The organism is Maritimimonas sp. 2405UD52-3, assembly GCF_056591715.1.
Genome location: NZ_JBWQOL010000006.1, coordinates 103206 through 126568 on the forward strand (window position 1 = coordinate 103206; position 23363 = coordinate 126568).

The window sequence follows — 23363 nt, forward strand, 5'->3', positions numbered from 1 at the left end:
TGAGACTTTTTCCTGCGGAATGTTTTTATTTTAAAATATAGGCTCTTTTAATGTAGTCTAATTTAGGGAAATTCTTTTTCAAATAAGCATTACCATATTTTTCTATAGAATCCTGCCTGTGTGAAGGTTTTTCTTTGTATTCATCATAGAAAGACTTAATCACGTTCATGCCATTAGTAACCTTACCAATTACAGGAAATCCTTTAACATTATTATAGTTGATGGTATCTAGTCTAGGAGAGTTACTTTTTAAATTAATGAAAATTTGAGTTGTCCTAGTATCTTTTCCATCTCTGGCATAGGCAATATATCCTTCTAAATTCTTTTCTATAACCGGTTCATCAATAACCTTATATTTTTTCCAAGAGTTATTAAGTGTAGAGTCATTATGAATTCCAAATTGAACTACAAATTTCGGAACGACTCTGAATAAAGCAATATCGGTATAAAAACCTGTGGAGATAAGTTGATATAATCTATCCACTGCTTTAGGAGACCACGCCTTATTTACTTTTATATCAAAATTACCTTTTGTGGTTTCAAATCTTGCTTCAAAGGTCTGGGGTGACACCATAGTCGTCCACTTTTCTTTAAACAGCTTTGGACTACATGAAGTAAGAAATATTAGGCTAATAATTAATAAACTACTAGTTTTCTGAACTTGATGTTTCAATGGGCTTTTCATTTACTACTAATGCTATTTTATTTCCCAAGGGGCTTATGGCGAGACGAGTGATACCATCTAGATCAAATTCTTTGATAGATGCAATTTTCTTCCATTCTTTACTTTCTTTAGGTGAAATCATATATAAACTATCACCTTTTGCCATAATTATCCTACCATCTGGCGTCCAAACCAAATCTTGTGACCCTGGTAGCGCGTCAACTATGTATTTCTTTTCGCTATTTATGGGATTAATGGCATAAATCTCTGGTTCTTCGTGTTCAAGACTAATAAAACTAATCAGCTCAGAATTAGGAATATTTTGCAGTGATCTACCTATATTTTTATCAATGGGGTATTTAATCTTAAATTTTAAGTTTGATACCTCAAGTGTTGATGGTTCTCCTAAAACAAATGATACCACAATCTGGTCGTTAAACCATACATGATAACCAACTTTTAAATTCTCTATGAGTACTTTTGGATTTTTCCTTCGCAATGAATAGTACCACAATAGTTGTGTGCCATCTTGTTCTAATCGAACAGCTGAAAAGAATTTTTTATTTGGGGTTTGCAATGGGGAATACTCACTGTATTCAGTATCAGTTAACCATTTTTTTTCGTTCTTTTCAATGTCATAAAGTACTATGTCAGTTTGCTCATTTCTTGTTGATGAAAATAAAACACCACGCCCGTCATTTAAAAATGAAGGTTGGTTATCATAAAAACCAGGATTGTCAGAAAGATTTATTGGGTTTTTTAACTCATACCTATTTGTGGTTGAGTCTATTTCAATAAAATCAAATAAATAAACTTCTGAGGCCTTTTGTGCAGATAGAAAACTGATAGTAAAAAAAACAATAAACACTAATCTCTTTTGCATAGAAACATTCTAATATTTTGCCGCTTTACCTTGGTTAAAAGTTCTTTTAATAAATGCCCTAAGATCATCATTCGCTTTTTCTAAATCTTCTTTACGAAGATACATCATATGACCACTTCTATAGCCTTTAAAACCAAAACGGTCTTTCATTTTACCACTAGGATCAACTTGCCACATAGAATACTTAGCACCAAAATAAGTGGTAGCACCATCATAATAGCCTGATTGCGTTAGCACATTTAAATAAGGATTTTGTGCCATAGCTTGACGAAGACGCTCACGTACATTATTATTTGTTCTATCCCATGGGCGGACAGGTCCAAACATGTTGTATTTTAAATCGGTTTTGTAGTTTAATACTTCTCTAATATAATAGTTGATAGCTGGTGTAAATGAATGTAACCAAGAGGTTAATTCTGCACTGTAGTCTGGATTATCACCTGTTTCCATCTTATCAATACCTAAGTAACGAGAATCTAACCTTCCAAGGGTTTGCCCTGTTTTGTTACGCAACAATTCTTTCCAGAAGAATCTAGGTGTTACATCTAAATTACGTTTTAAAATTGCATCTTCAGTCAAGCCTGAATAGTAAGCCATCTTTTTAGCAATTGTATTTTTTTCAGTTTCACCTATAAATCCACCTTTTGCTAACGCAGGCACTAACTCATTTACGGCAAATTCTTCAGATGCAGGTAGTACTTCCAGAAGATCTTTACTTTGTAATTCCGAAGGTAGCATTTTATGATACCAGGCAGCAGCAGTCATATATGGGAAATCAATACCAGTAGAAATAGGTACATCTGATTCAAACACCTTATAATCGGCAGGAGAAACTAAGATAACACCATTTAAATACATCCATTGGTTATTTTGTAGCTCACCCGCAAGCCCCATCACACGGGTTCCACCATAGCTTTCACCAATAATATATTTTGGTGATTGCCATCTGTTGTTACGAGAAACAAAAGTGGTAATCCATTCTGCTAAATACTTGATATCTGCATTAATACCAAAGAATTGCTTTTTATCAGGGTATTTTCCTTTTTCATCTGCAATCATCCTAGAATACCCTGTATTTACAGGATTTACATATACAATATCGGCTACATCTATAATTGAATATGGATTTTCCTTGACACCATAGGGCTGCACAGGATAGCCTTCATCATCAATTTTTAAAATTCTTGGTCCGGTATAAGCTACATGCATCCAGACTGATGCAGATCCAGGCCCACCATTAAATGAAATGATAAGTGGACGATTTGCGTCATTTTTAATATCAGATCGCTTGTAATAGGTATAAAAAAGTGAAGCAATTGCTTTTCCATCCTTATCCCATACGGGTTGTGTTCCAGCAGTAGCAATGTATGGAACTACTTTTCCTTTAATGGTTACTGCGTTTTTTGTAACAACAGAAGTGTCTGGCTCAATTACTCTTTCTTGAGCGTACAAAGTAAGGATGCAAAAGAAAAAAGCTAATGCATTTACTAATTTTCTCATCGGCTATATTTTAAATTGATTGCTCGTAGGGGTTTAAGCGAATCACACAAATATACATATTTTTTATAGGGTGATATTAGATTTTAACAGCTGCTTTTTTGTATAAAGAATTATCTTGATTTTATGTTTTTGGCGCAAAAATCAATAATTTGTGCGATTCTTTTTTGCCTAGTTTCTTCTCGTTTTGCTTGATGAAGCCATGATAAATAACTTTTTCTGTATCCTCTGGCAAAATTTTTATAATTTTCATAGGCTCCAGGGTTTTGATCAAATGACTTTTTTAAATCATCTGGTATAATGCCTTTTTCCACAGCATCCATAGCTGTCCAAGAACCATCTTTTTTTGCTCTTTCAATGATATTAAAGCCAGATTCATGAATTAGATTTGCTGTAATAAGTTCTTCAACATGTTTTTTGTTTACAGCACTCCAAGGACTTTTTGGTTTTCTTGGACAGAAATATTGCCGTCGTTTACCATTTCCTAAGCTTTTTACAGTAGAGTCTATCCATCCAAAACATAATGCCACTCTTACAGCTTCCTCCCAGCGCATTGTTGGAATTTTCATTTCTAGCTTATAAAAAATAAGATAGATACCTGCGGATTTATCATGATTAGACAATAGCCAGTCATACCAATCAATGTCCCTCTCAAAATATAGTTCAGGTATTTCTTTCATAAAGTAAAGAATTGAGCTCATAAAGTTACAGTTTTGACTTATATTTAGTGTGTCAAAATTATCTTTCAATGAAAATTTTTATCACTTCAATTTTTATAATTTCATCTTTATTTATGCCTGCACAGGAGCAACTCCCTTATGATCAAATACCAGAATGTCCAGAAAGTTATTCTGCAGGTGGTGTGGCCGCTAGAATGATTGATGGGCTAGGCTTTAGATACTATTGGGCAACAGAAGGACTGCGAACTGAGGATTTGGATTATAAACCCAGCGAGAGTGGAAGGGCATGTAAAGAAACGATTGATCATATATATGGCTTATCTAATGTTGTGGTTAATGCTGCTATGAAAACAATAAATGATAGAACTGCTGCTATAAAGGAAGATTTAACTTTTGATGAAAAACGTAAAAAAACATTGCTCAACCTTAAAAAAGCAGCTGATTTGCTAAGAAATGAAAAAGATTTATCTGATTTTAAGCTTGTTTTTAAGAGTGAAAGAGGTACTTCAGAATACCCTTTTTGGAACAATATTAATGGTCCTATTGCTGATGCCATTTGGCATACTGGCCAAGTAGTTTTAATGCGAAGGGCTTCGGGTAATCCTTTTAATTCAAAAGTGAGTGTTTTTAATGGAAAATTAAGAGAATAGAAATTTTTGTCCAAAAATCAATAGTTGATTTGTCATTAGATAAATCATTAAAAACTTTAAACAATGAAAAAATTTATTTTATTGCTCCACGATGAATTAGAAAAGGAAAAAGGATATTCTCCTGAAGAAATGCAAAAACTAATAGAAGCGCATATTGTTTGGTCTGAAAAATTAACAGAAAAAGGAATGTTATTAGGTGGTGAAGGCCTAGAACCAGAGGGTAAGTTTATTGTAGGTAATAACTCTGTTGTAAAAGATGGCCCTTACATGGAGGCTAAAGAAATTGTGGGTGGTTTTTATCTACTGCAAGCAAATAGTATAGAAGAAATTATTGATATTGCTAAAGAATGTCCTTGTCATTTATGGGGCGGCAAAACAGAAATTAGACCTGTAGTAGATTACTCACAATTTGAAGAATAATACTTCTCTATATAACTTAACAGAACACCTCTTTAGAAACTTCTATCAAGAGGTGTTTTCTTCTTTGGTTGTAAAATTTGGAGCTAAACATGTTGATATTATCGAGGATGCACTGCAAGAAACGTTTTATAAAGCGTTAAAATCCTGGAAGTTTAATAATTACCCTGATAGGCCCAAAGATTGGTTGTTTATTGTAACCAGAAATAATGTCATCAATGAGCTTAGAAAAGCATCTAAACTGGTTCATAATGATGATTTAAATTATGCAGCTGATGCATTGCAATTAGATATTAAAAGTTCTAAGGATGATCAGTTACAATTGCTTTTAGCCTGTGGTAAGTTTGATGTAAAACCAAGAGCAAAACTTATTTTTACATTAAAAGCAATTTGTGGTTTTGGAGTAACTGAAATAGCGAATAGTTTGCAACTAAAAGAAGATAATGTCTATAGAATAGGACAACGGGTAAAGCAAAAGTTAAAGAACCTGCCTAAAAATTATTTTACGTCATCTAAAAGTAAACAGATACTACCTAAGGATGCTGAATATCTTGAGCAGATTATTTATTTTATGTTTAATGAGGGCTATGATTCAACTGCAAAATCTTCAAATCAAGCAATTAATAAAGATATTTGTTATGAAGCGGTTAGATTAGCGCATTTATTGGATAAATTTTCCGAGAGAGAAACCACAAAACATTTGTTGGCGCTCTGTTATCTTCATATATCGCGATTTGATTCGAGAATTAATGATGAAGTAGGTTTTATTTCTTTACGGAAACAAGACCGTACAAAATGGGATAAAGATTTAATAACATTAGGTTTTAAATATCTTATAAAACCAAAGGAATTAAACAGGTATTATTTAGAAGCTTTAATTGCTTCTTTACATACAACAGCGCCCACTTTTCAAAAAACGAATTGGCAAGAGATATTAAAACTTTACAACACCTTACTATTGATAAACGACACCCCTATCGTTAGATTAAATAGGGCTATCTGCTTATTTGAACTTGGAGATTATGACCAAGGCAAAAAAGCTTTAGATGCAATTAAAGATCAGTTAGAAGATTCTTATCTATACTATTCTGTGAGTATGGCTGAATATCTTTCAGATAAAGACCAAAACCTGTCTGAGTATTGGTACAAAAAAAGCCTTAGAACTGCCAAGCAGTCATTTAGAAAGGAGTTAATACAAGATAAATTAGATGGGCTAAACTGATTTATTATAAGCTTCTTTGATCCAATCCAACACTTCGCTATCAACTTCATCTACAGAGGTTAATTGAACTCGATGTGTACACATGGTGCCAAATGGACCTGAATCACCCAATCTTCCTTCAGAAGGTTTCCCTTTTAATTTTAGCCCAAGGTCAATACGTGTTTTAGTTGCAGGCTTTATTAAGGCAAACTGATGCTTCCTAATTAAACTGACACTTCCTTTTTTTGGCGTTTTGGTAACATCATCACCAAATTTTAGAATTTCTTCAACTAACTTTTCATAGATAGGAATCAATGCTTCTTTACCTTTATATTGATTGGTTACCAAATCATCAGGAGCGTCCTTATTTTGCTTAGATAGAGTCACAATGGTGTTGGCAAATCCATGAGTGACACCGTGTTCGGTTTTTAAAAATTTAACTGCTTCTCCGTGCTTGTCAAAATTTTTTGTTTTTAGAATTTTGATCCAATCGTCCAACGACTTACCTGTTTTTTCAGGCATATTATTAATCATTGTTTGCAAGGCTTTATCCATTATTTTAAATTTAGAAGCGAATTTAATTTGTCTGTAAAAACATCTTTTTCATCAACATAAAAAGCTATGGAGGTATATGTTTTGTTCATTCCATAAAACCCATGAAGAATATTTTCTTTTTTAAGATGTAAAATGATGTTATGGCCTTCTATATCTCCTAAAGGAGATAACTTTCGCATGTTTTTATCCTTTTCAACTTCTTTTGTAGAGACTTCAATGGATTCAATTTCACTTATTTCAATAGTGGTTTCACTAAGAATACCGTACCTAAGATGCAGTTTCTCACCTTCTATAAATATAGGCCTTTTAGGAATTGATTTTAGTAAGGCAAAGATTTGCAATAAAGTGTAGATGCTTAATCCAGTAACTATCCAAGCTACTACTATATTCCATTTCATTAATAAAGCATGTATAACAATGGTTTCAATAAGAATTATCATTATTACCGCAATCAAAATTGTTAAACTACCAGTATTTTTATGATAAGAAAACTCATTTTCATTTAAATGGTTCTTTTTCCAATTAAAAAAACCATAGTAAATCACAGCCAGTTCAGTTGCCAAAAGTGTAGCTATTTTCGCAGGAGCCATTTCATTACAAACCTTTTTAGCAACCATAAAAAAATCAGTTGAATACCGCTTTTCTTGTTTAAAGAGTTGAATGGTTTTATAAACCTTAAATCCTACATACGCTAAAACTCCAAGTTCAACTAAAGGTAATACCCAGGTTTTTGTTAATTGCAACAGGTGCTGGTTTTCTTTTGGGATAATAAAAGAAGCAACAACAATTCCAAGGATAAATACAGGAACAACTGTAGTTTTTGGAATCTTCTTTTTTCTAATAAGTATATAGTAAACAAAAGGCACAGACAACAGTAAGTCCAACGTAATGGCAAAAGATAAAGTATTTTGATTTGCTTCAAAAGCTGAAGTTTGTACTAAAAGAATACAACCAGCAATAAGTATCAAAGGAGTTCCAAAAACTATAAAAGGACTATTAAAAAAGGTGGTTTTATTCATAAAATTTTCGCATTAATATTCTACTTTATAAGTCTTAAAATCATCAAGAATGTTACTGTATTTCTCAATTAATAGTTACTTATGTCCTAGTTCGCAACCGCATGCAGGTAAGGTAAAACTTTGTGCGTCTTCATGCCACTGAAATGACTGGTTGTATTTGTTGTTTTCCCAATAAAATTTAGTTCTACTTTTTTCTGTATTTCCTATTTCATTCATAGTTTCAGTATCATAGAGTCTACCATTGACCATCGTGTAGTGAACGCTATCGGTATTTAGAATATCCTCTAAGGGATTTTTATCCAGTACAATCAAGTCAGCAAGCTTACCTACTTTTAACGAGCCTATCTCATTTCCCAAACCTATATATTCAGCTCCGTTTAAGGTGGCAGCCCTCAAAGCTTCCAGATTGGTCATGTCACCTTGCTGTAGCATCCATAATTCCCAATGAGCTCCGAGCCCTTGTAATTGACCGTGCGCTCCTAGATTTACTTTTACACCTGCATCAGTTAATGCTTTACAGGTTTTAGAGGTTAAAATATGACCATTTTCATATTCCTCCATAGGTATCATCGTTCTGTGGCGAGCTCTGGCATCTACTACGCGTCTGGGTGTATATTTCAGTAATTTTTCATTTTCCCAGATATTATCTTTCTGATACCAATAATATTCTCCACTCATTCCTGCATAGTTTACTACCAATGTAGGTGTATAACCAGTATTACTGTTACTCCATAAAGCAATTACATCTTTATAAACCGGAGCAATGGGTATGTTATGTTCAATACCTGTATGCCCATCTATAATCATATTCATATTATGGTAAAAGGTAGAACCTCCTTCAGGAACGACAAAAATACCTTCTTCGCGTGCTGCCTGTAACACTTGTTGGCGTTGATTTCTTCTAGGTTGGTTGTAGCTTTTAACCGAATTGGCTCCAAAAGCCTTTGTTCTTCTAATTGCTGAACGGGCATCATCCAAACTATTGACTACGGCTTTAAAATCACCATCAGCACCATATAAAATAACACCGGTAGAGTAGAGTCGAGGTCCTACCATCGTTCCATTTTTTATGAGTTCAGACATGGCAAAAATAGATTCTGAATTGGCTGACGGATCGTGAGCTGTAGTTACTCCGTAGGCTAAATTGGCATAAAATTGCCAGTGCTTTTGGGTTGATAATCCATATCTAAATCCACCAACATGAGCATGTGCATCTACAATACCAGGCATTATTGTTTTACCTGACATATCATAAATTTTAGCATCACTCGGGATAGTTACTTCATCAGTTTTTCCGAGTGCTTCGATCTTGTTTGCATTAACAACAATACTGCCATTTTCAATTACTTGATCGCCTTCCATGGTAATAATCCGGGCGTTGGTAAAAACAATATGTCCTTTAGGTTTATCACTTTTTGAGACCAAACCAATCTTGATTCCTTTTTCAGTAACAGGAGGGATACTATCAGGTGAGCCTTTTAAAAAAGTAAAACGTTCAGCAACTTTGTTTGAAAAGTATTTTTCACCTAATGTCCAATAGATTTTTTTACTGTTTTTGGACCAATGTAAATTAATACCGGCATCTTTGGAAATTTGAGACACTGGTATGGCTTTCGTTTTATTGTCAAGATCTATCGTTTTTCCTGTTAATAATAACGGTGCTACATAAGCTTTATGTAAATGACTAAAGGCAATCCATTTATTATCAGGACTTGGGACTAATCTGTTTGCATATTTTGATTTTACATGTGTTTTCTCATCTTTTCCGTTGAGGTCAACACTTTTTAATTCTTTAGTTAAACTACCAAATAGATAGCCCCCAGTTTGGTACAATATTCGTGAATCATCTTTGCTAAATGAAGGGTAATCTCCTGCTTTTGTCAATCGTTTAGCATTTGCCCCATCAGCATTCATTATATAAATACCACTATTCTTTGCAAAGGTTCTTCCTTGATCGCCATTGCCATTTTGCTTTACATATGCAATTTTAGAGCTGTTATTGCTAAAAGAAGGATTTCTATAAATTCCTCTTTTGGAAGTTAGTTTTACAGCAGTACCCCCTTTAGCAGAAATCTTATAAACTGCTCCTAAATTTTCATCATTCCAGGTAACATATACAATGTGCTTTCCATCCGGCGAAAAGCTAGGCTCAGATTCAAAATCAGCTCCTTTTGTTAAACGCTTTGGTTTTCCATTTGGAAGTTTTTTCGTCCATAAATAGCCTAGTGCATTAAAAACAATTGATTTTTCGTCAGGAGACGTTACAGCTCCACGAATAACTTTTGCAGTAAAATTCTCTTCAAAAACGGGATAGTCAAATTTTACTGTTTCGGCAATTTTAATTTTTGTATCAGCTTCAAAAGGAATATTTTCGATGTTGAGAGTGTTGATGTTTACTTTATGAATCTTTCCGCCGGCCCAAAATACAAGTTCTTCATTATTGGGCATCCAACTAAAGCCAGGATATACGCCGAAAATGGCCCAAGCCTCTTGTTGGTCTTTATTAAGATTATCATAGATAGGCCATTCCTCGCCCGTCTCCAAGTCATGAATAAACAAAACTGATTTTGTTCGAACACGCTTTACAAACGCTAATTTTTTCCCATCCCTTGAAACCTGCGGGCGTGCCGCACCACCTGGCCCACCAGTAATAGTTTCTATTTCACCATTTTCAAAATTATAACGCTTTATAACATAAATCTGTTTATTGGGATCTTTATTATATTGAAAAAATCCACCAGGATATACATCTTCACTATAATATAGATACTTACCATCTAAAGATGCATTTGGTTCATTAACATCTTGTTGATCATTTTTACGTTTGGTGATCTGTGTACCTGAACCTCCAGTAATATGATACATCCACATTTCGCCTGCACCTAAGGAACGTTGAGAAGTGAAATGTTTACGGGCAATAATATAATTACCGTCGGCTGACCAGGTTCCATTGTTTAGTAATCGAAACTTTTCTTTGGTAATTTGCTTAGGATCCGAACCATCTGCATTCATCGCCCAAATGTTATCACCACCACCAGCATCACTAGTAAACAGAATCTTAGAGCCATCAGGACTGAACCGAGGTTGAACTTCAAAGGGTATTCCTTCTCTTAATAATTTCGCTTTTCCCCCGGTAATAGGTATTTTATAAATATCACCTAATAGGTCAAAGACAATTTCCTTTCCATTAGGACTCACATCCAAGTTCATCCATGTGCCTTCGTCTGTGGTAAGTTGTACTTCTTTGAAATTGAAATCCCCTTCAGGGTTAGAGACATCCCATTTTTTATCTTTTTTTTCTTGTGCATTTAGGCTGAATAAACTCAATATTCCGAGAAGAAAAATACTTTTAAAATGATTCATTTGAATTAGTTGTTTAGTTGATGTACTAAGATAGTTATTTATGAAAAAAGAGCCACAATTAGATATATTATGGCTCTTTAAAAACAGAAAATAAAACTAAAATTATTTGATTTCTTTTAATGCATTATCTATCAAAGTGCGTAAATGCTGTCTATGTGCTCTTGTTGCCACATTTCCTGTTGGTGTTGCCATATTTCTAATGTTTTTTAGATTATATAGCATCATTGATCTAGCCGAGTGTGAGTATGAATTTTTCTGTTTTCCTGTCAATCCATTAATCAACATATTGGTGTACTCTAATTGCAGATTTTGTCTAAAAGAATTGACATTGCTATATCTATCAGCTCTAAAGATAGCATTGTTCAGGTCATTCATCATTTCTGATAAAGGATATTTATTACCGTATAATTCAGAATCCGAAATTCTCTGTAATGTATTTGGATGTAGTAAGTGTCTTAGCACATTTCTTTGAATGCCTAAAACCCTTCCATGAATTTTTGGATCCTCAGGATTTCTAAAGAAGTTAAATCCTCTTCTTTGGCCAGCTGCATAATTATATATTTCATTTGGCACTGTAAAAGAATTTGAAGCAAAAACATAATCATTTAAGGCTTTCATAGCCTTTTTTTGTTTTTCTCTTTCTACAGGAGTATAAGGTTGAGTCCCTCCATTTTGACCATTCATAGAACGATCAACATAGACACCACCAATATATCTAGAAATAGTATTTGCAGATCCCGCTTGTTGACCAGTTAATATAAAGTAAGAATTACGCAGTTCCTGAAATGACTTACCTTTTGATTTCTCTTTGTACTTGGCTAAAACTTCTTTACCTACTTCATTAGCCAATTTAATTCTATTGATAGCATATTGAACTGCATCATTAGTCATATCACCAACATTTACTCTTGGGTCAATAGCCTTTCCAGGCGCGCGCATGTCATCCGCGTCGTTTCCAAATGTTAATTCAGGCTGAGAAGATTTGTCTAATAAAGCTTTCAATTCGACATCAGTCATAGGCTGATATGCAAACTGAATAGCCCAAACATCATAAGGTCCGGGAGTAGTTATCCAGTATTGACCCTGATTATCTCTGTCTAAATTATAATTAATTGCCGGATAATCCATCACTGAACCTGTCAAACCTACGTTAGAAGTAATGGCTTCATTATTAACATCTTCAATGGAATGTAATTGGCTAGACTTCATATTGTGGTTTAAGCCTAGGGTATGCCCCATTTCATGTAAGATCAAAAAGTGTAAAAACTCATTTAGCATTTTACTTTTTTCCATTTCTCCATCTTCAAAAGCAGTGCCTGCAATATTAGCAAACATATTATCTAGATGTGCCATTTGACTCGCAGCGCAAAATTTTCCATGATTATTCTCATCTATATGTTCAGACATTTCATCATAGAAATTTGGCAATGCAGCTTTTTCAAATAATTTTTCACCTCTTAGAGAATTACCCAAAACTATATGTTCTAGCATGATATCAGCTCCTAAAATTTGCCCTGTTCTAGGGTTTACAAAACTAGGACCATAGCCACCAAACATAATATTAGGAGAAGAGGTCCATCGCAATACATTGTAACGAATATCACCTGCGTCCCAATCGGCATCATCAGGTTGTTCTTTGATTACAACTGCGTTTCTAAAACCTGCTTTTTCAAAAGCTTTGTTCCATTGCTCACCAGCCCTTTTAATAATTGGCCTTATTTCTCTAGGTGTTGTATTTTCCATCCACCAAACAATGGGCTCAACTGGTTCAGACATAGCTGCGCTAGGATCTTTTTTTACAAGATTCCAACGGTGCACTAAATCACGATATGGAGTGGCGCTTGTAGATGATTGATCATTTACCTGCGTCATAAAATACCCAACTCTAGGGTCATCAAACCTGGGTTTGTAATCATTTTCCGGCATTGCTATTAAGCTGTGATTTACCTTTACGCTTACATTTCTTCCATCTACAACAGCTCTTGAACCACCGTTTAATACAGAGGGTTTTGAATACACATATTCAACCACTAAGTCTGTATTCTCAGGGTAGTTTTTAATAGCGCCAACTTTGGTTTTATTTTTATCCAGATTACCTAAGGTGAACGCGGTAGGTTTTTGACCGGGAAAACGAGGCGGTTTAATTTGAGATAGTGTTTCTTTTAAAAATAAAGGATCAGCTTTAATTAAATACAAACCCTTATCCTTGTCATGAGTTTCAATTTTTAAGCTGGCCATATTACCGTTACTAATGTTAGCATCACTAGCTTTAGAAATTGCTTTGTCTTTATCGTAGTAATAAGAGGTGTTTTGTGTTATGAACTCTATTTTATTAAAGTGTTTTTTTACTTTAAATACTTTTGACCCTCTATAAATACCTCTACCTGCAAAGCCCATATCTCCCGGAGCATCAGCAATTTGAGTGAAGTAGATAAATTCTTTACCGAGTTGATCTTCAGAAATTACCATTTGCAATGAGCCTGTAATGGTATCCTGATAAATTTTGAATAACCCATCAATCTCTTTACTGGATTTTGTAAGGTCTTTTATACTTTTCTTCTTGTCTTTCTTTGGAGGAGGAGGTGCCTCAACTTTACCTTTCTTTTTCTTCTTTTTTCTTTGCGCTTCTATAGGTTGAGGAACCAGAAAGGCAATTGTTAAAAGTGCCAAACCAAGTAATTTGACAACTTTGACATTTAGAATTTTCATAATGCTAAAATGAATTAATGTTAGTTTGTAGTAATTTGAGGGGCTAAGATACTTAAAAAGAGTACCAAAAAGGATGAAATTACTGTTAAAAAATGTTAATAAAATAAGTATACATATTTATTGTATTGATAATTTTAGATTTTTTTTGTTACAGTATTTTTTATTTTTCTCATAAAAATCATTTTATTTTTACAAAATCAATAATTTGAAATCAATTAAAACAAAACAAAATGTGGTTTTTTGAATGCTCATTTTTTGTAACTTTGCATTTCTTAAATTGAAAGGATAATTATGGCAAAATTTGAACTTAAACTTCCTAAGATGGGAGAAAGTGTTGCAGAAGCAACCATCACCTCATGGCTAAAAGAAGTAGGCGACACCATTGAGTTAGATGAAGCCATTGTTGAAATTGCTACTGATAAAGTAGATTCTGAAGTGCCATCTGAGGTAGAAGGAGTATTATTAGAGAAATTGTTTAATGTAGATGATGTAGTACAAGTTGGTCAGACCTTAGCTATCATTGAAACTGATGCAGAGAATGTTTCTGCTAATGTAGCGCCTGCTGTAGAAGAAAAAATTGTCTCAAATGTAGTAGAGGAGAGAGAGCAAATATCCGTTGCGCCTGTTGCTGCAGCAATTACTGAAATTAAAAGCTCACCATCCGGAAAGTTTTATTCACCATTAGTTAAGAATATTGCCAAAGCAGAAGGTGTTAGCGTTGATGAATTGGAATCCCTACAAGGTACTGGAAAAGAAGGAAGAGTTACAAAGAATGATATTTTATTATATGTAGAAAACAGATCAAATGGTACCGCTCAATCTATAGAAAAAGTAGAAACTCCAAAAGTTAAGAAGGTTTCAGAGCCAAAAGCTGCACCAATTGCTGTAAGTGGTGAAGATGAGATTATAGAAATGACAAGGATGGGCAAGTTGGTTGCAAAGCATATGGTAGATTCTGTTCAGACTTCAGCGCATGTGCAGTCATTTATAGAAATAGATGTTACCAATATTGTAAAATGGAGAAATAAAGTAAAAGATGCATTCTTAAAAAGAGAAAGCGAGAAGTTAACTTTTACTCCTATTTTCATGCAGGCTATTGCTGCCACTATTAAGAAGTTTCCATTAATTAATATTTCTGTTCAAGGAGATAGTATAATCAAAAAGAAGAATATCAATTTAGGTATGGCTGCTGCTTTACCTGATGGAAACTTAATTGTACCTGTTATTAAAAATGCAGATCAGTTGAATTTGGTTGGTATGACTAAACAAGTCAATGACCTGGCAAATAGAGCAAGAGAGAATCAATTAAAACCTGACGAAATTCAAGACGGTACTTATACTGTAACCAATGTTGGTAGTTTTGGTTCTATTATGGGAACGCCAATTATTAATCAACCTCAAGTGGCCATCTTGGCTTTAGGTGCGATTCGAAAAATGCCTGCCGTTATTGAAACACCTGAAGGGGATTTTATTGGTATACGTCATAAGATGTTTGTTTCACATTCTTATGATCATAGAGTGGTAAATGGTGCCTTGGGAGGTATGTTTATTAAGTCACTTAAAGAAACCCTTGAGGCATGGGATATTAACCAAGATTTTTAAAAAATTTACTTTTTTAAGAGATTCGGATTAGAAATTTTACCAAGCTTTTTTATTACTTTAGGGTTTAATTTGATCAAAATTGAATTTTAATAGCCCCATACTTTTTTTTATTTGCTCTTTAGGAGTTTTCAATGGATTTTTAGTAGCACTTTATTTTTTGTTTTTCAGTAAAAGAAAGCGTGTTCAGAATCTTTTATTCGGATTACTGGTTTTATTATTGACTATACGCATTGGAAAATCTGTTTATGCCATTTTTACGCCTAAAGAGGAGCTAAATTTATTGATTTTACAAATAGGTCTATCAGCATGTTTTTTAATAGGGTTTGCGCTTTTTTATTACCTAAAATCATCAATTGAAAATAGAAAGTCAATACCCAAATCATGGAAAATACATTTTGCTATTCTTGTTCTATTTATTGTTACAGTTGGAATCATAAAACCTTACAAATATTATAGTCATTTCTGGAATAACTTTTTTGCATATTTTATTTATGTAGTTTGGGGAATATATTTGTTAGTTTCTGGATTTACTTTGAAGAGTATTTTCAAAAAACTGTACAATAAAAATGAAAAATGTACCACAGCAGAAATATGGTTAATTGCAGTTTTTAGTGCAAATGTTTTAATTTTTGTAGCTTATTTAATAGGGCTATTCTTTTTGTATTTGGTTGGGACAATTACATTTTCGGTGGTCTTTTATGGTTTGGTAATATTCTTTCTTTCCAAGAACAATAGAGAAACTATTTTTCAAGACATTCCTGAGAAATATGGTACCAAGAAGATTGATGAAAGTGAAGCAAGTTTTTTATTAAAACAATTAAATGATTTAATGTTGAAGGAAGAACTTTATAAGAATTCAAATGTAAAGCTTCATAGTGTTGCCAACAAAATTCATATTTCACCACATAAATTGTCACAATTAGTGAACGATAATATTGGAAAAAGTTTCAATGCCTATGTAAATGATTATCGTATTGAAGAGGCAAAGAGATTATTACAAGAAAAACAAAATCTTACTTTAGAAGCTATTGGTTTTGAGTCAGGATTCTCTTCTAAATCAAACTTCTATGCTACATTTAAAAAAGTAGTTGAGCAAACCCCAGCTGAATTTCAAAAGCAGTTTTTATAGCCTTTAGCGTCTGAAATTATAATGTTGGACACCTAAATTATAGCTTACAACCTTGCCGTAATTTCATTTTTAGAAGTTTGAATAAACTTTAAAATATTTAAAAATGAAAAAAGTGCTTGTGTTATTTTTTATAATACTTACTTCTAATACGTTATTGGGGCAATCTTCTAATCAACAACAACCTAATAAATCAGTAGTTAGATTAACTGTTCTTAATGATAAAGGTGAAATTTTAATGAAAAAATCACCAATTGGTTGGGTGACTATTGCAACATTTCATACAGAAAGACAAAGTTTTAATGAAGTTATAGATAGTCTTACAAATACCTTTGGATTTAAGATTACAAAGCCTAGTCTTAGCGGATTATTTTCTTATAAATATGATTTTAAAAATTCAGCAGACACAAGACTAATGTATACTGCCAAATATGTTGATGGGGAAATAAAACAAGGTGTTAAAGGCTATTATTTTGAATGGTTTCCTAAAGAAGAAGCAATAAAAAAACTAAAGGAAACCATTCCATCATTAGGTGAAATGACTGAACAAATATTAAAATACCCAAATCAACTTTGGGGAGGTTCTTTTTTTATAAGTCGAGATGCTAACGGAAAATTAAAGTCGAAAGTAACAGAAAGCTTTCACACAGTGTGGAGTAGCTCATTCGATGCATATGGTTCTGAAGTAAATTTTGCAATAGAAAAAACACTTCTGGATTATATTGATGGAAGCTCATATAATACTTTAGACAAGGTTAAAAATGCTTTTACCAATGATGCAACGCTTTACCTTACAAATAGAGAAGGTAATTTTAAAAGATACACTCCGGAAGAATATGCCAATTTTTTCAAAAACGGGGAAGTTGGAAAATTCAATGGAAGGCAGGGAAGAATTTTAGACATTGAACTATTTAAAGATATTGCAATGGCAAAAGTAGAAATTGCAGGTCCAGATCGAAAATGGGTATATATCGATTTGTTTTTATTGAAAAAGCTCGAGGATGAATGGAAAATTATTAGTAAAACAGCAACTCGCGTAGATGATCCGGAGAAGAAATCGGTTTTGTTTATTGTGTCAAATGCTCATTTTTACGGAAACACCAACCTGAATACCGGAAATAGTTTTTCAGAAATTGTAAATGCGTATGATGTCTTTAAAAATGCAGGTTATACAGTAGATTTTGTAAGCCCTAAAGGCGGTGCTGTTCCTTTGTCATATATCAATACTTCTGACGAGATGAGTAAAAAGTATTTATACAATACTCATTTTATGAATATGTTGAAAAACACAAAATCACCTTCAGAAATTGATGCTTCCAAATATAAAGCGGTACAATATATAGGTGGTGGGGCTGCTATGTTTGGAGTACCTGAAAACCAAGAGATTCAAAAAATAGCAATGGATGTTTATGAGAAACATAATGGTATTATTTCATCAGTTTGTCATGGTACTGCAGGAATTGTAAATCTAAAAACTAGTGATGGTAAGTATTTGGTAGAAGGTAAACGTGTAAGCGGCTACCCTGATGACTATGAAAATCCCAACAAGCCCTATTTTAAAACGTTTCCTTTTCTGATTAAAAAAACAATTAAGGAGCGAGGAGGAGAATTTATATTTTCAGAAAGAGGAAAATTTACAGTAGAGACTGATGGACGTTTAGTAACCGGGCAAAATTACCAATCATCAAAACCAGTATCTCTAAAAATCATTGAATTGATTGAATCTAGCAAATAGAATAGATGAAAATCAAACTTATATTAATTGTGCTATTGTTCAATGGCCTGTTACTGTATTCGCAACATAAACCTATAATTAAATATATTAATACTGATATTGAAATTGATGGAGCATTGAGTGAATCCGTTTGGCAACAACTTCCTGAATACACTAATTTTTATAATTATTTACCTACTGACGAAGGATTGGCAGCGAATCAAACTTCAGTAAAACTATTTCATAACGGAACGCATCTATATGTAAGTGCGGTATATAAAGATAGTACACCCAGAAACCAAGTCAGTTCTCTAAAACGAGATGTGCCCATTGGATTGAGTGATGGATTTGTAATGATTTTAGACGCACAAAATCAACAACAGAATGCTTATTATTTTTCGGCAAATGCGTACGGTGTTTTAATTGATGGATTGGTAGAACGCATTGATAGTGGGTTTGACTTTTCTACAAGTTGGAATACCATCTGGGAAGCTAAAGTAACTACACAAGAAAATAATAAAATTTATGAAATGGCAATTCCATTAAAAGCTCTTAATTTTAACCCTGAAAATGCGGTTTTTGGAATTCAGTTTTATGTAAGAGATATCAAAAAAAATGCATGGACCATATTTAAAAATGTAAAAAGAAACTATCGCCTTTTCGATTTACGATTTACGGAACCTTTTTCAGTAGAAAATTTACCGGACAGATCAACTTCTAGATTTGCAATAACACCATCAATTACATCTAATTATCAAAACGATGTAGAAGATGATAAAGACAAGGTAACATTTAAACCTAGCTTAGATATACAATATAACCTTACTTCATCAGTGAAGCTTGATGCTACTGTTAACCCTGATTTTTCACAAATTGATGTAGACCAACAAGTAACAAATTTAACGCGCTTTTCAGTCTTTTTTCCGGAACGACGAAATTTCTTCTTAGAGAATGCCGATCTCTTTTCTAATTTAGGAACTGATGATGTGAACCCTTTCTATTCAAGACGCGTTGGTGCTAATAGTGACATCCAATTTGGATTAAAACTATCAGGAAATCTAACACCTAAAACTAGAATAGGGTTTTTAAATACCCAAACTGAAATCGATGATGATGTAAATTCTCAAAATTTCACAGCGTTGGTTGCTGAACAACAGTTGTCCAAAAGTTTTACAACAACAGCGTTTTTAATCAATCGCCAACAGACTGATAAATTTGAGTTTCTTGATGATTATAATCGTGTTGTCGGTATGAATCTAAATTACAAGTCAACTAACAATCGTTGGACAGGTTTAGTCAATTTTGCAAAAAGCTTTAATGATGATCTTTCAGGTGATAACAATTTTTATAATGTGGGAATTTGGTATAATAAACGTGGAATGGAATGGAATTTATCTCTTAAGAGTTTAGGTAAAAATTATATTACCGATGTAGGTTTTGCACCCCGTCTGTTTAACTATGATGCTTTAAGCGATGAAGTAATTCGTGAAGGTTATACTGAAGCTTCAGGGTATTTATTCTTGACAAAATTTTTACCCAAGTCTAAGAAATTAAATGAATACCGCTATTTTTTTGGAAGAAATAACACCTATTTTGATGAAAATGGAAATGTAACACAAGTTTCTTCCTTTTACAATACAGCATTATTCTTTAAAGACCTGTCTGCAGTTTATGTCAATTTTTATCATGATTATGTAGATTTAAAATATGCCTTTGATCCTTTAGGCAATGAAAATGTACTGCTGCCTGGCCAATACCGTTATTTTAGAGGTAGAGTAGGGTATAACTCAGTAAGTAATAAAAAGTTTGTTTTTAGAACCTATTTGCATCATGGTCAATTTTATAATGGTAAACGCTCTGCTGGATTTCTGACGGCATCATATAGATTATTACCGTATGCTAATATTGATCTTTCATATGAAATAAATAAATTAGATTTAAATGAATTAGGAGAAGAAACCTTTCACCTTACACGTTTTACAGGTGAAGTTTTTTTTAATAATCGATTAAATTGGACAACTTATATACAATACAATACGCAAAGAGATAATTTTAATATTAATAGCAGGTTACAATGGGAATACAAACCTTTGAGTTATGTGTATTTAGTAATAACAGATAATTTTGACAAAAATATTCGTCGTAAGAATTGGGGTATTGCTTTTAAAATGAATTATCGACTTGACTTTTAAAATGCTTTGTAACGTTTTTAAATTACCTGAGTTTACCTGTATAGAACCAATTTAATTCTATACACAATGAAAGTATCATGTAAACTAATTCTCATATGCGTATTGGCTATTTTTATAAGTACCACTTCTTGCGCCCAAAAGAGAAAAGACAAAAAAGAAACACGAGTAACAAACATCTCATTCAATAATTTTTCGAATTCCCCCAAATTAGATAAGGGGTTTTGGACGGCTACTAAAGAGGGAAATACAATTTATTTAGGGCTAATGAACTCTGGAGGTAGAAACCAAGGCTCATTTCATATCAATTTTTCGGTAGATGAAAGTGAATTAAAAAGAACCAATGAAGGTTTTGAATTAGATAGGGAAGCGGGCCTTATGAAGTTTCAAGGTAAATTTCCAGCTGATGAAGAAACAGGTAAATTTACCTTTACCCGAAAAGCTGATTTTGAAAGTTTTTTAAAAGGAAAAGTATTATCTAGCATTGATGGTGATAAAGACTATTATTTTTTCAAACTGTTTTTAGGAGATATTACCAGGTCGTATGTAAATGGCATTCAGCAAATGGGCTATCAACCTACCATACGTCAATTAGGAAAACTAGGAATACACAATGTTGATCTGGACTATATTTCCGAAGTGAGAAAAACCAACTATAGTGATCTTGATGTAGATATGATGATCAAATGGGCCATTCATGGGGTGTCTTTACATTATATTGACCAACTAGCTAAGGCCGGTTATGGAAACATGGATGCCAATATGGTAAAGAAGTTTGCTATTCATAATATTACCATAAATTATATTGATGAACTTTCAAAAGCGGGGTATGGTAATTTAGATGCTGATATGCTTAAGAAATTTGCAATACATAATATTAGCCCTGATTATATAGAATCATTGTTAGCCACTAAGATTAACAAACCGAATGCAAACACACTTAAAAAAGCCAGAATTCATAATGTAACGGCTAATTTTATTAAACGGGCAAAAAATAAAGGACATGACTCCAATGAGTTGTATGATTATGTAAAACTAAAAATTAGAGGAACCATTTAATAACGCTCATATAAAAAAAGGTCCTTTTTAGGGTCTTTTTTATGGTTTCGCTTATCATTCTATGTATGAGGAGTAGCGTATAACTCACCATAGTGTCTGTTTACTCGAAAGATACTAAAATACAATGACTTTTTGGATAGCAGAAAGGAGCTATTACTTATTTTGTTATGTGCTTTTTTCCTAGCTAAATCCTTATCAATTTGGAATCTTTATTGAACTTTATCCAAGAGAACCAGTATTCGTCAGAGATAGTTATGGGGACAAGGTTTTTATTTAATGTACCTGAAATGTATTTTCCTCTTATGTCCCAGTGGGTTGCACTATTTAAATCTATGATTTCGTTTTCTTCAACCAATATATTGAGTTTCGAATTATTTAATGTGTTTCTAAATGCTTTTACAGTCGTATTCCCAAAAAGGAAAAAGTCATGTTCTTCGTTAATTACAAGCTTTTTTTCAAGAACTTCTTTTCTCAGATATACTGCTTTTTCCTTTATAGACCTATCTGTTATTCCAATTACTCTTGTTCGCGCAGGAAAAGTTTTGTCATGACCTTTGGTTGAAACACCAGGAACAGTTTCCGAAGAAACAATCTTTTTCCAAACCCCAGGAATAGGTAATTCAAATTCTCTAAAATCATTTTTAGTTACATTTACAACATGGGGAGAGGAAATTGATTGTTTAACGTCTGTCCATGATAGGACTTGAAAAGGAATCATGATTAATTCTTTAGGATGCAGTTTTCCAATGAGAGACTTAAAAGTGGATTGCTGAAAGAATGTTTTTGTCTTTCGGTCTGCAACGACCATATTGCCATTTTTCAATGCCGAAACTGACAATGGTCCTATTTCTGTCACATCAAATGGAATGACACTTCTGCACATGGCACAATAGGTTAGGGATATGATTTTTGAATCAAATTTATCATTGACTATATGATGATGAATGACAAAGTCTAGTGGATAACATTTGGTAATTCCTTCAAATTCAATAACCGCAATTTCTTTGTCATCATCAATGGGTAAACTCGAGATGTCATTTGAAAATTCAGGATAATCAATAGCTTTAAATGCACTTTCAGGATGCAGTTTGTAAACCAAAAACAAGGCAATAATTACCAATACGATAGGTGCTATTGTCCAAATAGGAAATCCCCCTTGCTGTTCAGATATAATAATGTCCAGGTAATTAGCGAAATAAGTATCGCCCAGTTTATTGGCTTACGAGCTAAATAGTGATAGTAAAACACTTTGATTGGAGTTTTCGCTAAGAATGTTATTGGAACAATAGCTATGCCTATTACTATTGCCAAAATGGCTAATATATAAAACAGTGTTATTTCAATCATGTCGTTAAATTTATGGTAAAACTACAGTTGATTTAAATCAATTCCTTTTACATATGTTAAATAAGCTAGATGCTAGCTCTAATTCGACTAAGAGATACTTGTGAAATGCCAAGGTAGGCAGACAAATCTTTCAAACTCACGATATTCATTAATGTTCTATTGTGTTTTAAGAAATTCATATACCTTTCTTTGGCCTCTGTTTCTAGTAATTCTTTTATTCGACTCATCATTTTTTTTGTTGCCATAGAGGAAATATTCGAAATCAATTTTTCTATAGAATGAAGTTGGGTTGCTAGTTGATTTAGTCCTATGAAGTCAATTTCTATTAAATTTACATCAGTCAATGCAATTATTGCATAGTCAGATGTTTGGTCTGAGTTAAGAGTGTCTAGTACAGCACAAAATTCATGTGGACAGAAAAACTTCATAACAAACTCTTTACCTTCGTTGAAGAATGATATTTTCAAATACCCCTCATTAATAAAATATAAATTTTTGTTGGATTGACTTACTCTTAATATGGTTTCCCCTTTGCGATATGACTTTATCTTAGTCAACTTAATCAATTCAAGTGATTCTTGCTTGCTGAGATTAGTGAAAGTTTCGACTTGTAAGAGAAATTTTTCCATCTTTAATTATTGTACATAACGTTTAGCTTGGCGGAGTTTTAATTCCGTTTAGCGACTGA

At 33.1% G+C, this 23363-nt stretch carries 18 protein-coding genes; 8 read left to right on the plus strand and 10 right to left on the minus strand.

Annotated elements, in window-relative coordinates; all coding sequences use genetic code 11:
* Positions 1-25: 25 nt before the first annotated feature.
* The 4 genes from AC1EU5_RS13870 to AC1EU5_RS13885 all read right to left on the minus strand — a co-directional run bounded on the left by AC1EU5_RS13870 (position 26) and on the right by AC1EU5_RS13885 (position 3745).
* Positions 26-574, minus strand: a complete 549-nt coding sequence (locus AC1EU5_RS13870; RefSeq protein WP_480193006.1) for a peptidylprolyl isomerase — start codon at positions 572-574, stop codon at positions 26-28.
* A gap of 73 nt (positions 575-647) precedes the next feature.
* Positions 648-1547 (minus strand): hypothetical protein, encoded by a 900-nt coding sequence (locus tag AC1EU5_RS13875; RefSeq protein WP_480193007.1) that lies wholly within the window; start codon positions 1545-1547, stop codon positions 648-650.
* A 9-nt stretch (positions 1548-1556) separates the two neighbouring features.
* A complete protein-coding gene (locus AC1EU5_RS13880; RefSeq protein ID WP_480193008.1) occupies positions 1557-3047 on the minus strand; it encodes a S10 family peptidase in 1491 nt (496 codons plus the stop codon).
* A 110-nt stretch (positions 3048-3157) separates the two neighbouring features.
* A complete protein-coding gene (locus AC1EU5_RS13885; RefSeq protein ID WP_480193009.1) occupies positions 3158-3745 on the minus strand; it encodes a YdeI/OmpD-associated family protein in 588 nt (195 codons plus the stop codon).
* 47 nt (positions 3746-3792) lie between these two features.
* Between AC1EU5_RS13885 and AC1EU5_RS13890 the strand changes: the two genes are divergently transcribed.
* The 3 genes from AC1EU5_RS13890 (at position 3793) to AC1EU5_RS13900 (ending at position 6013) form a co-directional block, all read left to right on the plus strand.
* Positions 3793-4374, plus strand: a complete 582-nt coding sequence (locus AC1EU5_RS13890) for a hypothetical protein (protein ID WP_480193010.1) — start codon at positions 3793-3795, stop codon at positions 4372-4374.
* 63 nt (positions 4375-4437) lie between these two features.
* Positions 4438-4794 carry a YciI family protein gene (locus AC1EU5_RS13895; RefSeq protein WP_480193011.1) on the plus strand — a complete coding sequence of 119 codons (357 nt, stop codon included), beginning with the start codon at positions 4438-4440 and terminating at the stop codon, positions 4792-4794.
* Positions 4784-6013 (plus strand): RNA polymerase sigma factor, encoded by a 1230-nt coding sequence (locus AC1EU5_RS13900; protein WP_480193012.1) that lies wholly within the window; start codon positions 4784-4786, stop codon positions 6011-6013. The genes AC1EU5_RS13895 and AC1EU5_RS13900 overlap by 11 nt, the downstream gene beginning before the upstream one ends.
* On the opposite strand, the gene AC1EU5_RS13905 is transcribed toward AC1EU5_RS13900, so the two are convergent.
* The 4 genes from AC1EU5_RS13905 to AC1EU5_RS13920 form a co-directional block, all read right to left on the minus strand.
* Positions 6005-6547 carry a DUF5655 domain-containing protein gene (locus tag AC1EU5_RS13905; protein WP_480193013.1) on the minus strand — a complete coding sequence of 181 codons (543 nt, stop codon included), beginning with the start codon at positions 6545-6547 and terminating at the stop codon, positions 6005-6007. The two genes, AC1EU5_RS13900 and AC1EU5_RS13905, sit on opposite strands and share 9 nt — an antisense overlap.
* Entirely contained in the window at positions 6547-7566 is a 1020-nt protein-coding gene (locus tag AC1EU5_RS13910; protein WP_480193014.1) for a hypothetical protein, read from the minus strand. The genes AC1EU5_RS13905 and AC1EU5_RS13910 overlap by 1 nt, the downstream gene beginning before the upstream one ends.
* A gap of 75 nt (positions 7567-7641) precedes the next feature.
* Positions 7642-10929, minus strand: a complete 3288-nt coding sequence (locus AC1EU5_RS13915; protein ID WP_480193015.1) for an amidohydrolase family protein — start codon at positions 10927-10929, stop codon at positions 7642-7644.
* A 102-nt stretch (positions 10930-11031) separates the two neighbouring features.
* Positions 11032-13638, minus strand: a complete 2607-nt coding sequence (locus AC1EU5_RS13920) for a zinc-dependent metalloprotease (RefSeq protein ID WP_480193016.1) — start codon at positions 13636-13638, stop codon at positions 11032-11034.
* Positions 13639-13929: 291 nt separating this feature from the next.
* Here AC1EU5_RS13920 and AC1EU5_RS13925 point away from each other — a divergent pair, with 291 nt between their 5' ends.
* From AC1EU5_RS13925 to AC1EU5_RS13945, 5 genes are all read left to right on the plus strand, one after another.
* Complete coding sequence (locus tag AC1EU5_RS13925; protein ID WP_480193017.1) at positions 13930-15240, plus strand: dihydrolipoamide acetyltransferase family protein; 1311 nt, start codon at positions 13930-13932, stop codon at positions 15238-15240.
* Between the two features lie 157 nt (positions 15241-15397).
* Positions 15398-16369, plus strand: coding sequence for an AraC family transcriptional regulator (locus AC1EU5_RS13930; RefSeq protein WP_480193018.1), 972 nt, complete (start codon positions 15398-15400; stop codon positions 16367-16369).
* 103 nt (positions 16370-16472) lie between these two features.
* Entirely contained in the window at positions 16473-18101 is a 1629-nt protein-coding gene (locus AC1EU5_RS13935) for a nuclear transport factor 2 family protein (RefSeq protein ID WP_480193019.1), read from the plus strand.
* Between the two features lie 5 nt (positions 18102-18106).
* On the plus strand, positions 18107-20272 hold the full coding sequence (locus AC1EU5_RS13940) for a DUF5916 domain-containing protein (RefSeq protein WP_480193020.1): 2166 nt from the start codon (positions 18107-18109) through the stop codon (positions 20270-20272).
* Between the two features lie 66 nt (positions 20273-20338).
* On the plus strand, positions 20339-21328 hold the full coding sequence (locus AC1EU5_RS13945) for a hypothetical protein (RefSeq protein ID WP_480193021.1): 990 nt from the start codon (positions 20339-20341) through the stop codon (positions 21326-21328).
* A gap of 184 nt (positions 21329-21512) precedes the next feature.
* On the opposite strand, the gene AC1EU5_RS13950 is transcribed toward AC1EU5_RS13945, so the two are convergent.
* Together AC1EU5_RS13950 and AC1EU5_RS13955 are read right to left on the minus strand one after the other, a co-directional pair.
* Positions 21513-22427, minus strand: coding sequence for a DUF3179 domain-containing (seleno)protein (locus tag AC1EU5_RS13950; RefSeq protein ID WP_480193022.1), 915 nt, complete (start codon positions 22425-22427; stop codon positions 21513-21515).
* 313 nt (positions 22428-22740) lie between these two features.
* Entirely contained in the window at positions 22741-23304 is a 564-nt protein-coding gene (locus tag AC1EU5_RS13955; RefSeq protein WP_480193023.1) for a Crp/Fnr family transcriptional regulator, read from the minus strand.
* Positions 23305-23363: the final 59 nt, after the last annotated feature.